An 11119-nucleotide genomic window follows, 5' to 3' on the forward strand; every position below is an offset into this window, starting at 1 on the left:
CGCGGACGATCAGCGTGCAGCCGACCAGCAGCACCGCCGACAGTCCCGAGGTCAGCAGCGCGAAGCTGGGCGTCCAGATCCGCTTGTTGACCGGCAACGCCGGGACGAGCGCGAGCGCGGCGACGATCAGCGCCACGCCGCCCAGCGCGATCCAGCGCGGCGCCCGTTCGGGCGAGCGCCGCCACAGCATCGCCGCCAGTACCCCGAACAGCACGTTGGCCAGCGCGGGCAGGGTCGAGAGCAGCCCTTCGGGATCATAGACGATGTTGCCGGCGGCGTCGGTGCCCCAGCGCCAGATATGCGCGGTGGTGAACAGCGTGCGGTCGACATAGCCGGCGATGTTGCCCGCGGGCGTCAGCACCCCCGCGCCGTGGCCGGGCACCGGCACCGCCAGCAGCAGCGCGGCATAGACCAGCAGCGCGCCCAGCGCGGCGCCGCCGATGATGCGGGCGTCGAGCGCGAAGCGGCCGTCGGCACCGCGCCGCGCGGTGACCAGCGCCAGCGCCGCGGCGAGCGCGTAACACAGCCCGATCCGCTGGAGCACGCCGAACAGCCGCAGATTTTCGAAGGTCAGTCGGGCCAGCACGCCGAATCCGATCCCCAGCGCGATCAGCGCCAGCGAGCGGAACGCGATCCGCCGCCACATCACCCGCCGCGCATCGCCGTCCAGCGCGCGCGGGTAGGACAGGCCCAGCGCCGCGCCCATCGCGAACAGGAACGCGGGGAAGACGAGGTCGGTCGGGGTAAAGCCGTGCCATGCGGCGTGATCGAGCGGCCACCAGATATGGTCGCCGGAACCGGGATTGTTGACGACGATCATTCCGGCGACCGCCAGGCCGCGAAACACGTCCAGTCCCGCCAGTCGTGCCGGCGGGGCGGTGCTCACCCGAGCGCCTCGATCACCGCGGCGCGCAGTTCGGGCAGCCCCATGCCCTTTTCGCTCGACGTCGGGATGATGTCGGGGTGTGCGGCGGGCCGCTTGCGGACCTCTTCGGCGGTGCGCTGGGTGACCGCGGTCAGTTCGGTCGCCTTGATCTTGTCGGCCTTGGTCAGGATCAGCCGATAGCTGACCGCCGCCGCGTCGAGCATGTCCATCACCTCACGGTCGACCGGCTTGATGCCGTGGCGCGAATCGATCAGCACCAGCGCGCGCTTCAACACCGTCCGTCCGCGCAGGAAGTCGTTGACCAGGAACCGCCACTTCTTGACCACGTCCTTCGGCGCCTCGGCAAAGCCATAGCCCGGCATGTCGACCAGCCGGAACTTGAGCGGCTCGCCGACGTCGAAGAAGTTCAGCTCCTGCGTCCGCCCCGGCGTGTTCGACGTGCGGGCCAGGGCGTTGCGATTGGTCAACGCGTTGATCAGCGACGACTTGCCGACGTTCGACCGCCCGGCAAAGGCGACCTCGGGCACGCTGCCGTCGGGCAGGTGCTGGAGCGCCGGCGCCGATTTCAGGAACGCGATCGGCCCGGCAAAGACCTTGCGCGCCGCCTCGATCCGTTCGGGATCGAACGCATCCGTCGTGTCGGGCGGCGCGTCGCTCACTTGGCCGGCGCCGTCTTGAGCGCCGGATGCTGACGGTAGAGGAACCATTGCTGGAGCATCGTCAGGCAGTTCGAGGTGATCCAGTAGACCTGAAGCCCGACCGCGAACGGCGCCATCATGAACATCAGCATCCACGGCATGATCGCGAACACCTGCTTCTGGATCTCGTCCATCGGCGCGGGGTTGAGCTTGAACTGGAAGAACATCGATATGCCCAGCAGGATCGGCACCACGCCGATCGCCAGGAAATGCGGCGGGGTGAACGCCAGCAGGCCGAACAGGTTGACCGGGGTCAGCGGATCGGGCGCCGACAGATCCTTGATCCAGCCGACGAACGGCTGGTGGCGCATCTCGATCGTCAGGATCAGCACCTTGTACAGCGCGAACATGATCGGGATCTGGAGCAGGGTGGGGGCGCAACCCGCCAGCGGATTGACCTTCTCCTCCTTGTAGAGCTTCATCATCTCCTGCTGGAGGCGCGGCTTGTCGTCCTTGTGGCGTTCCTGCAGCGCCTTCATCTTGGGCTGCACCGCGCGCATCTGCGCCATCGAGCGGAACTGGCGCTGCGCGATCGGGAACAGCAGGCCACGGATGGTGAAGGTCAGCAGGATGATCGCGACGCCGAAATTGCCGACCGCGTGGAACAGCCAGTCGAGATAATAGAAGATCGGCTTCTCGATCATCCCGAACCAGCCCCAGTCGATCGCCTTGTCGAACTCGTCGACGCCGGCGCGCTCATAGCTTTCGAGGACCTTGACCTCCTTGGCGCCGGCGAACAGCTGCGATGTCTGGGTGATCGCCTTGCCCGGCGCGACGTCGGTCGAATCGCGCAGCGCGAAATCGGCCTGATAGCCGCCGGCGGGCGCGGCGCGCAGCTGGATGTCGACCGGCGCCTTCTGGTCGGGCACCAGCGCGGTCAACCAGTAATGGTCGGTAAAGCCCGCCCAGCCGCCGGTGGTGGAATAGGATGACGGCGCCTTGTCGACGTCGCCGTAGTTGACATAGTCGGCGCTGCTGTCGCGCACCGCCATCGGGCCGACGTGCGCGACCCACTGGTCGATGTCGGTCGATTTGGTACGGCGGCTGAGGTAGCCGTACGGCGTCACGGCGATCGTGCCCGCGCCGCCGTTGATCACCGACTGTTTCGCGGTGAACATATATTGGTCGTCGATCGACAGGTCGATGCGGAACCGCTGCCCCTGGCCGTTGTCGGCTTCCAGCGTGACCGGCTTACCGGGGGCGAGCAGCTCGCCCGACGCGCGCCACACCGTGTTGGCGTCAGGCACCGTCAGCCCGGCGCTGCCGCGCCAGCCGAAGCCGGCGAAATAGGCGTCGGGCGCCCCGGCCGGCGACAGCAGCCGCACCGGCGGCGCGTTCTTCGCGATCGTCTCCTGGTAATTCTTGAGGACGAGATCGTCGATCCGCGCGCCGGTCAGGTTCAGCGATCCGCTCACCGTCGGGCTGTCGATCCGCACGCGCTGGGTCGTCGCCAGCACGGTGTTGCGGTCGCGCAGCGCGGTCGCGCCGTCGGCGGCGGGATCGGCTCCGGGTGTAGCGACGACCTTGGTCTTGCCGCCCTCGATCTTGGTGACCGGCGGATTGGTCGGGAAGAAACGGTTCGCCACCATCGGCCACGCGACCAGCAGCAGCGCCGCGATCACCGCGAAGATGATGAAATTCTTCTGGTCGTCCTTCACGTGATTCCCCGAAAATCGGCCTTAGGGCACCGGATCATAGCCATGCCCGCCCCATGGGTGACAGCGCGCGATGCGCCGGGCGGCCAGCCAGCCGCCCTTCATCGCGCCATAGCGGCGAAGCGCCTCGATTGCATAGGCCGAACAACTCGGGCTGTATCGGCACGATGGCGGCAGGATGACCGACGGCCCCACCTGCCACCCGCGCGCGATCAGGATGAGCAGGCGGGCGATCATCGGCGCTGAACCTTGGCCAGCGCCTTGGCCAGTTCGGCCTGGAGCGCGGCGAAATCGCGTTCGATTCCCGAAGGGCGCCCGATCAGGACATGGTCGGCGCCGGGTTGCCCGTTGTCGGGCAGCACCGCGCGCGCCAATTCGCGGAACCGGCGTTTCATCCGGTTGCGCGCGACCGCGTTGCCGACTTTCTTGGAAACGGTGATGCCGATGCGAATCGCCGGATCGCCATCGGCGCGGTCGCGCACGAGCAGGACAAAGCCGGGCATGGGGGCACGGCGTCCGCTGTTGGCGGCGAGATATTCGGCGCGGCGCGTCAGCTTTTGCAGACCGGCACCGGTCGCGGTGCCGCCCGAAACGCCGGTTACGCCGACAGCTTGGCGCGGCCGCGGTTGCGACGGGCGCGAATCACCTTGCGGCCGCCCACAGTCGCCATCCGCGCGCGGAAGCCGTGCCGGCGCGCACGCACCAGATTGCTCGGCTGAAAAGTCCGCTTCATCGGTCATTCCCTGGTATCTAGAACATAAAAAGGCCGCCACGTGGGACGGCCCGAATGAAGCGGCACCTACGGAGACCATCCGCCGAAGTCAAGTTTGATCGACCCTGCTCGATTTGATCGGACGTTCCCACGGGGCGGGATGTGGGGCCGGTGTATCGGTTGCGCAAGACACCGCGCCGCGCTTCCCCTTCGCGGCAAAGCCGTTACACATTGGCAACAACGGGGGGCAACAACCGGGGACAACAACCGGGGAAGGGGGGCAGCCGTGGTCGCGAGCGTGTCGACGGTGGCGTATCTCGGGCTGGAGGCGCGCGGGGTCGAGGTCCAGTGCACGCTGGTCGCCGGCCTGCCCGCGTTCGTCGTCGTCGGCCTGCCCGACAAGGCGGTGGCGGAGAGCCGCGAGCGGGTGCGCGGGGCGATCGCCGCGCTCGGCCTGTCGCTGCCGCCCAAGCGCATCACCATCAACCTGTCGCCCGCCGATCTGCCCAAGGAAGGATCGCATTTCGACCTGCCGATCGCGCTGGCGCTGCTCGCGGCGATGGGCGTGGTCGATGCGGAGGGGCTGGCCGATTATGTCTGCGTCGGCGAACTCGGCCTCGACGCGCGGATCACGCCGTCGCCCGGCGTGTTGCTGGCGGCGATCCACGCGGGGGCGGAAGGCAAGGGGCTGGTGTGCCCTGCCGCGCAAGGCTCCGAGGCGGCGTGGGCCGGATCGGTCGAGGTGCTCGCGGCCGGCGACCTGATCGGTCTGCTCAACCACTTCAAGGGTCGGCAGCTCCTGTCCCCGCCCGCGCCGGGCGAGGCGGAGGCGCCCGGCCACGGCCCCGACCTGCGCCAGGTCAAGGGGCAGGAGACCGCCAAGCGCGCGCTGGAGATCGCCGCAGCCGGCGGGCATAATCTGCTGATGGTCGGCCCGCCGGGATCGGGCAAGTCGCTGATGGCGGCGTGCCTGCCCGGCATCCTGCCCCCGCTCGATTCCGCCGAAGCGCTGGAGGTGTCGATGGTCCAGTCGGTCGCGGGCACGCTCGCCGGCGGCCGGCTCACCCGCACCCGCCCGTTCCGCGCGCCGCATCATTCGGCGTCGATGGCGGCGCTCACCGGCGGCGGCCTGCGCGTCAAACCGGGCGAGGTCAGCCTCGCGCACCTGGGGGTGCTGTTCCTCGACGAGCTGCCCGAATTCCAGCGCGCGGTGCTCGATTCGCTGCGCCAGCCGCTCGAGACCGGCAGCGTCAGCGTCGCCCGCGCCAACGCCCACGTCACCTTTCCCGCGCGGGTGCAGCTGGTCGCGGCGATGAACCCGTGCCGCTGCGGCCATCTGGGCGATGCGGCGCTGGCCTGCGCACGCGCCCCGCGCTGCGCGGCGGACTATCAGGCGAAGGTCTCGGGGCCGCTGCTCGACCGGATCGACCTGCATGTCGAGGTACCGGCGGTGAGCGCGGCCGATCTGGTGCTGCCGCCCCCGGCGGAAGGATCGGCGGAGGTCGCCGCGCGCGTTGCGGCGGCGCGGGCGGTACAGGCGATGCGCTACCGCGACGATCCGATTCGCACCAATGCCGAGGCCGACGGCGACGCGCTCGCCACCCACGCCACCCCCGACGAGGCGGGCATCGCACTGCTGGCCCAGGCGGCGCAGGCGATGGGCCTGTCGGCGCGCGGCTATACGCGGGTGCTGCGAGTCGCGCGCACCGTCGCCGATCTGGCGGACGCGGAGGTGGTCGGCCGCATCCATGTGGCAGAGGCGCTCAGCTATCGCCGGCAGGCGCCGCGCAGCTAGCGCCGGAGCACATAGCCCCATCTTGCCCCGCGTGCCGGCTTGCCCTAACGACGCTCGCTCGCTGCCCCTGTGGCGAAATTGGTAGACGCATTCGACTCAAAATCGAACGCCGCAAGGCATGCTGGTTCGAGTCCGGCCAGGGGCACCATCTCTCGTCGTCGCACCGCGCGTCTGGCTTTGCCGGCGGCGGCGGGTCCGCCCGGACAGGGCCGCCGGAAAATCCCGCTCGCCATCGCGGGGCGATGCGCGCATCAGCATCGGCATGTGTGTTCTGGCCTTCGCGTGGCGCGCGCATCCGCGCTGGCAAATCATCCTCGCCGGCAACCGGGACGAGTTCCACGCCCGGCCGGCTTCCGCGCTGGCGCGATGGGGGGATCGGCCACAGCTGATCGCCGGGCGCGACCTGCAATCGGGGGGCACATGTCTGGGGGTGTCCGACGCCGGGCGGCTGGCGGTGGTGACCAATTTGCGCGGCTATGGCGGGCCGGCGCCCGACCGCGCCTCTCGCGGGGCGCTGGTCACCGATCTGCTCGACGGGGCGGGCGATGAGGGGATCGACCCGGGCGATTTCAATCCGTTCAACCTGATCGCGGTGGCCGATGGGCGGGCGCGGTTCCTGACCAATCGTCCGGCCACGCTGCGCAGCGACCTGGCGCCGGGCCTCTACGGCCTGTCGAACGGCGCGCTGGACGCGCCGTGGCCGAAGACGTTGCGGCTCAAATCGGCGCTGCTGGCGTGGATCGTCGACGGCGCGACCGCGCCGGAACGCCTGTTCGACACGCTGCGCGAGGAAGCGCTGCCCGGTGGCGGGCTCGATCCGGCGCAGCCGTCCGACGTCGCGCAGGAACCGCGCCCGTCGCCGATCTTCATCCGCGATCCCGTCTATGGCACGCGGTGCAGCACGGTGGTGGCGATCGATGCGGACGGCGCGGGGACGATCGTCGAACGCCGTTTCGATGCCGATGGAAAGGCGGCGGGCGAGACGCGGATCGCCTTCCACTGGCCCTGATCCTCGACCCTGACCGTCTCCGCTACCGTCGCCGCGCCCCGGCCGCGCGGACATCGGCGATGGTCGGATAGCCGTTGACCGCCATCAGCAGGTCGGCCTCCGCCAGGATACACTTGAGCACATGCGCCGCGCCCGCCGCGCCGTCGAGCGCGAGGCCATAGCTATAGGGCCGGCCGATGCCGACCGCGCGCGCGCCGATCGCCAGAGCCTTGACCACGTCGCTGCCCGATCGCACCCCCGAATCGAACAGTACCGGCACGTCGCCCGCCGCCTTCACCACATCGGGCAGCATGTCGATCGCGGCGATTCCGCCGTTCGCCTGCCGCCCGCCGTGGTTCGAGCAATAGAGCGCGTCGGCGCCGGCATCGATCGCGCGCCGCGCGTCGTCGCCATGGCAGATGCCCTTGAGCACGATCGGCAGGCTGGTGAGCGATTTGAGCCACGCCACGTCGCCCCACGTCAGCACCTTGCCGAACAGGCTGGCCCATAGCCCGACCGCCGCCGCCGGATCCGCCTCCGGCGGCTTGCCCAGCAACCGCCGGAACACCGGGTCGGCCATGTAGTTGGTCAGCACATGGCCGCGCAATTGCGGGAAATTGGCCGTGTTCAGGTCGCGTGGACGCCAGCCGGTCACCCAGGTGTCGAGCGTCACCACGATCGCCTTGTACCCCGCCGCCTCGGCCCGCCCGACCAGGCTGGCGGCGAGATCGGGGTCGCGCGGGGTATAGAGCTGGAAGAAGCCGGGCGTGTCGCCGCTGGCGGCCAGCACGTCCTCCAGCGGATCATTGGCCAGCGTCGACGCGCACAGCGGTACCCCGGTGATCGCGGCGGCGCGCGCGGCGGCCAGATCGCCGTGGCCGTCGGGCGTGACGATGCCGGTCACCCCGATCGGCGCCATGAAGATCGGGGAGGGCAGGCGCAGCCCGAACAGGTCGATCGACAGGTCGCGCGTGGTGCAATCCACCATCATCCGCGGCACCATCCCCCAGTCGCGGAACGCGCGCGCGTTCTCGTCCTGGGTATGTTCGTCGCCGCAGCCGCCCTGGACGTAGTTCAGGATATGCGGCGGCATCGCGGCGCTGGCGCGGGCGCACAATGTGGCATGGTCGACCGGCAGCTTCGGCAGCACCCCGCGCAGCCCGGCGCCATAGATCTCGTTCTGGTAGTCGCCGTAATGCCCCATCCTCGCCCTCGCCATCTGTTTGTCGGCGGCGAGTGTCAGGCCTGTCCGCGGCGGAAGCAATGGGCAGCGTGATCGTCGACGATACCGACCGCCTGCATCCACGCATAAACGATGGTCGGCCCGACGAACTTGAACCCGCGGCGCTTCAGCTCCTTCGAGATCGTCTCGGACAGCGGGGTCGATGCGTGGATGGTGTGGCCGTCGCCCCGGATCACCCGGCCGTCGGTGAAGCCCCAGGCGAAATCGGCGAAACTCTCGCCCCGCGCGGCCATCTCGTTGTAGATTCGCGCGCCAGTGATCGTCGCGACGATCTTGGCGCGGGCGCGGACGATGCCGGGATCGGCCATCAGCCGTTCGATATCCGCGTCGTCGAACGCCGCGACCTTGACCGGATCGAACCCGGCGAAGGCGGCGCGGAACCCTTCGCGCTTGCGCAGGATGACGATCCACGCCAACCCGGCCTGGAACCCCTCCAGCATCAGCGTTTCCCACAACATCCGCGAATCGCGTTCGGGCACGCCCCATTCGCTGTCGTGGTAGTCGCGATAGAGCGCGCTGCCCTCCGCCCAGGTGCAACGGTGCCCCGCGCGCGGATCAGGCGGGGACGAATCGGCCGGGTCGGTCATGTCTCGCCGCCGCTATCGGTATCGCGGTCATCGCCGTCGCCCGCGCTCTCTGCCGTCTCCGCGCCCGGCCGTGCCAGCGCACCGACGCGGGCGAGGATGGTGATGACGACCGGCCAGAACAGCGTGGCGGCGATATCGGCGCGCGTCTCGGACCACATCCACGATCCGTTGGCGATGCGGTCGATCGACTCGTTGATCCCCTCCAGCACGATCAGCGGGATCAGCGTGCGAAAGCTGCCGATCGGTCGCCGCAGCAGGATCACCGTCGCCAGCCAGATCGACAGCCCGATATAGGTGTGCGCGAACTTGTCGCTGCCCCCGGCGTGGGCGACGATCCAGCCCAGGACCTGTTCATAGGTGATGACGAAGCTCATCCGATCCCTTGCCGATCGCCGTGCGGCCCCCTGACGGTCACGGATGGTGTGATGGTGCCGGTTGCAGGAATCGAACCCGCGACCTTCGGTTTACAAAACCGCTGCTCTACCAGCTGAGCTAAACCGGCGCTGGCCGGCGTCTTTGCGTCAGGCGACGCCAAAGGTCCAGCCTTCGGTGCGCGCGATGTCCGGGGTCAGGGCGGGCGGATGCCACAGTTCGGCGCGGCGCGCGTTGGCGCGCAGCCATGCCGCCGCCAGGATCGCGTCGGTCGCGTGATCGTCGGTGCGGGGCAGCGGGCCGTGCGCGCGGCTGCCCAGCGCGACCAGCGCGGCGTCGAGCGCATCGGCGTCGCGCAGCTTCGAACGGCCCTTGCGTAATCCGGCGGCGCGCACGGCGATCGCGGTGTAGATCTCGACCACGGCAGCGCCCGTTCGCGGGGGCGGGTCGAACGGCCACACCGGCACCGCGCCGTTCAGGTGGTGGAGCAGCCGCATCCCGGCAAAGCTCGCCTTGGCGACCTGCGCCGCGCCGATCGCGTCATAGACGGTGGTCATCTTGCCGCCGCCGCCCGCGCGGAAATGCTGCTCGCCGCGGCGGAAGTGCAGGAAGCCGGCCTTCGGCCCGTCGGCCGCGCCCAGGTAGAAATGGATACCGCGCCGGCTGTCCAGGAACGACGCCGCGCCCAGATCCTCGTCGGGCGACCGCGCGTCGACATACGCCCACAGATCGCGCGCGGTGACGCAGTCGGTCTCGCCGGGCAGATAAGCGCCACGATCGAGGAAGGGTGCGGCAAAGCTCATGTCTAAACCGATCAAGGTCGGCCGATCCGCCTCCGCCCTGATCCACGCGAGGATGCCGGTGCGCGACCACGCGCCACCGCCGGGCGGGGCGATCAGCGCGGGCGCGGCGTCGCCGGCGGCGCACAGCGCCAGCGCGATGCCCTTGTGGCGTCCGCCTTTCGCACCCGACCAGTCGATCGCGGCGAAGCGGGTGAAGTGATCAGGGGCGCGGACCAAAGGTCAGCCGCTGCGGCTTCTTCGCGCGATCCCACCATGCGCGGCGGATGACGTCGGCGATGCGGTCGGGGTCGGCCGCGCCATAGCGGACCAGCAGCCCCGGCCAGTTGGCATAATGCGCGGTCTGCCAGAAACTGTCGGGATCGGTTTCCAGCAGCACCGCCTTTTCGTCATGCGGGCTCATCACGTGGAAGCTGCCCGGTTCGCGGCCGGGGGAGACGAACGCCTTTCCGTTCACCTTGGGACAGGGGGTGCCATAGAAGGACGCCATTTCCGTGTCGGGCAGCGACAGCGCGAAGGCGACGACGCCGTCCCAGTCGTCGAACCGCTCAGCCACCCTGCCGCTCGCGCCGCAATTTGTCCCAATGGTCGAGCCGCTCGCGCAGCCTTTGCTCGAATCCGCGCCCGGTCGGCTCGTAATAGCGTTGCGGCGCCATGCCCTCCGGCCAATAGTTCGCGCCGGAGAAACCATCCTCGCTGTCATGGTCATAGGCATAGCCCGCGCCATAGCCGATGTCCTTCATCAGCCGGGTCGGCGCGTTGAGGATGTTGGCCGGGGGCATCAGCGATCCGGTCTCCTTCGCCGATCGCCACGCCGCCTTCTGCGCGGCATAGGTGGCGTTCGATTTGGGCGCGGTGGCGAGGTAGAGGCACGCCTGCGCGATCGCCAGCTCGCCCTCCGGGCTGCCGAGGAAGTCGTAGGTGTCCTTGGCGGCGATGCACTGGACCAGCGCCTGGGGGTCGGCCAGCCCGATGTCCTCCACCGCCGCGCGGGTCAGCCGGCGCAGCAGGAACAGCGGCTCCTCGCCCGCGGTCAGCATCCGCGCGAGGTAGTAGAGCGCCGCCTGCGGATCGCTGCCGCGGATCGATTTGTGGAGCGCGGAGATCAGGTTGTAGTGCCCCTCGCGATCCTTGTCGTAGACGGCGACCCGGCGCTGGAGGAATTCCGACAGGCCAGCCGGGTCGAGCGGCGCGGGCAGGTCGACGGACCACAGCGTCTCGGCCTGGTTGAGCAGGAACCGGCCGTCGCCGTCGGCGCTGGCGACCAGCGCGTCGCGCGCCTCGGGCGTGACCGGCAGCGGCCGCTCCATCAGCGCCTCGGCGCGATCGAGCAGCTTCTCCAGCGCGGCGCGGTCGAGCCGGTGGAGGATCAGCACCTGCGCG

At 69.6% G+C, this 11119-nt stretch carries 13 protein-coding genes, 2 tRNA genes and 1 pseudogene; 3 read left to right on the forward strand and 13 right to left on the reverse strand.

The genetic code is table 11. From position 1 onward, the window contains the following. From VNR91_RS05835 to rpmH, 6 genes are all read right to left on the reverse strand, one after another. On the reverse strand, positions 1–886 hold an 886-nt coding region (locus VNR91_RS05835), incomplete at its 3' end, for an acyltransferase family protein (RefSeq protein ID WP_325489836.1). After that, entirely contained in the window at positions 883–1545 is a 663-nt protein-coding gene (gene yihA / locus VNR91_RS05840) for a ribosome biogenesis GTP-binding protein YihA/YsxC (protein WP_325489837.1), read from the reverse strand. The genes yihA and VNR91_RS05835, both read right to left, overlap by 4 nt. Further along, on the reverse strand, positions 1542–3242 hold the full coding sequence (gene yidC / locus VNR91_RS05845) for a membrane protein insertase YidC (RefSeq protein ID WP_325489838.1): 1701 nt from the start codon (positions 3240–3242) through the stop codon (positions 1542–1544). The genes yihA and yidC overlap by 4 nt, the downstream gene beginning before the upstream one ends. A 21-nt stretch (positions 3243–3263) precedes the next feature. Next, entirely contained in the window at positions 3264–3476 is a 213-nt protein-coding gene (yidD, locus tag VNR91_RS05850; protein WP_325489839.1) for a membrane protein insertion efficiency factor YidD, read from the reverse strand. Beyond that, positions 3473–3802, reverse strand: a complete 330-nt coding sequence (gene rnpA, locus VNR91_RS05855; protein WP_325489847.1) for a ribonuclease P protein component — start codon at positions 3800–3802, stop codon at positions 3473–3475. The genes yidD and rnpA overlap by 4 nt, the downstream gene beginning before the upstream one ends. Before the next feature lie 35 nt (positions 3803–3837). Continuing rightward, positions 3838–3972, reverse strand: coding sequence for a 50S ribosomal protein L34 (gene rpmH, locus VNR91_RS05860; protein ID WP_325489848.1), 135 nt, complete (start codon positions 3970–3972; stop codon positions 3838–3840). Positions 3973–4237: 265 nt separating this feature from the next. Between rpmH and VNR91_RS05865 the strand changes: the two genes are divergently transcribed. From VNR91_RS05865 to VNR91_RS05875, 3 genes are all read left to right on the forward strand, one after another. Beyond that, the gene (locus tag VNR91_RS05865; protein WP_325489840.1) at positions 4238–5746 is read left to right on the forward strand and encodes a YifB family Mg chelatase-like AAA ATPase; all 1509 of its coding nucleotides are present in this window, start codon (positions 4238–4240) and stop codon (positions 5744–5746) included. A gap of 63 nt (positions 5747–5809) precedes the next feature. Beyond that, a tRNA-Leu gene (locus VNR91_RS05870) sits at positions 5810–5894 on the forward strand. A gap of 114 nt (positions 5895–6008) precedes the next feature. Beyond that, positions 6009–6755 (forward strand): NRDE family protein, encoded by a 747-nt coding sequence (locus tag VNR91_RS05875; RefSeq protein WP_325489841.1) that lies wholly within the window; start codon positions 6009–6011, stop codon positions 6753–6755. Between the two features lie 22 nt (positions 6756–6777). Here the strand turns inward: VNR91_RS05875 and VNR91_RS05880 are convergent, their stop codons facing one another. From VNR91_RS05880 to VNR91_RS05910, 7 genes and pseudogenes are all read right to left on the reverse strand, one after another. Further along, positions 6778–7953, reverse strand: a complete 1176-nt coding sequence (locus VNR91_RS05880) for an alpha-hydroxy-acid oxidizing protein (RefSeq protein ID WP_325489842.1) — start codon at positions 7951–7953, stop codon at positions 6778–6780. A 20-nt stretch (positions 7954–7973) separates the two neighbouring features. After that, entirely contained in the window at positions 7974–8564 is a 591-nt protein-coding gene (locus VNR91_RS05885; RefSeq protein ID WP_325489843.1) for a DNA-3-methyladenine glycosylase I, read from the reverse strand. Next, on the reverse strand, positions 8561–8938 hold the full coding sequence (locus VNR91_RS05890; RefSeq protein WP_325489844.1) for a hypothetical protein: 378 nt from the start codon (positions 8936–8938) through the stop codon (positions 8561–8563). The genes VNR91_RS05885 and VNR91_RS05890 overlap by 4 nt, the downstream gene beginning before the upstream one ends. Before the next feature lie 52 nt (positions 8939–8990). Further along, positions 8991–9066 (reverse strand) — tRNA-Thr (locus VNR91_RS05895). 19 nt (positions 9067–9085) lie between these two features. Further along, on the reverse strand, positions 9086–9955 hold the full coding sequence (locus VNR91_RS05900) for a hypothetical protein (RefSeq protein ID WP_325489845.1): 870 nt from the start codon (positions 9953–9955) through the stop codon (positions 9086–9088). Beyond that, positions 9939–10292, reverse strand: a complete 354-nt coding sequence (locus VNR91_RS05905; protein ID WP_325489846.1) for an MmcQ/YjbR family DNA-binding protein — start codon at positions 10290–10292, stop codon at positions 9939–9941. The genes VNR91_RS05900 and VNR91_RS05905 overlap by 17 nt, the downstream gene beginning before the upstream one ends. Next, positions 10285–11119 (reverse strand): annotated as a pseudogene (locus VNR91_RS05910) (replication-associated recombination protein A); the annotation flags it as partial. The pseudogene VNR91_RS05910 and the gene VNR91_RS05905, both read right to left, overlap by 8 nt.

This window comes from Sphingomonas sp. (genome assembly GCF_035555815.1).
GTDB lineage: Bacteria > Pseudomonadota > Alphaproteobacteria > Sphingomonadales > Sphingomonadaceae > Sphingomonas.

Bases quoted from the DNA above. Each gene is read 5' to 3' on its own strand.
- VNR91_RS05885 (WP_325489843.1), bottom strand. From the start codon at position 8,564: ATGACCGACCCGGCCGATTCGTCCCCGCCTGATCCGCGCGCGGGGCAC.
- VNR91_RS05890 (WP_325489844.1), bottom strand. From the start codon at position 8,938: ATGAGCTTCGTCATCACCTATGAACAGGTCCTGGGCTGGATCGTCGCC.
- VNR91_RS05875 (WP_325489841.1), top strand. From the start codon at position 6,009: ATGTGTGTTCTGGCCTTCGCGTGGCGCGCGCATCCGCGCTGGCAAATC.
- rpmH (WP_325489848.1), bottom strand. From the start codon at position 3,972: ATGAAGCGGACTTTTCAGCCGAGCAATCTGGTGCGTGCGCGCCGGCAC.
- VNR91_RS05880 (WP_325489842.1), bottom strand. From the start codon at position 7,953: ATGGCGAGGGCGAGGATGGGGCATTACGGCGACTACCAGAACGAGATC.
- yidD (WP_325489839.1), bottom strand. From the start codon at position 3,476: ATGATCGCCCGCCTGCTCATCCTGATCGCGCGCGGGTGGCAGGTGGGG.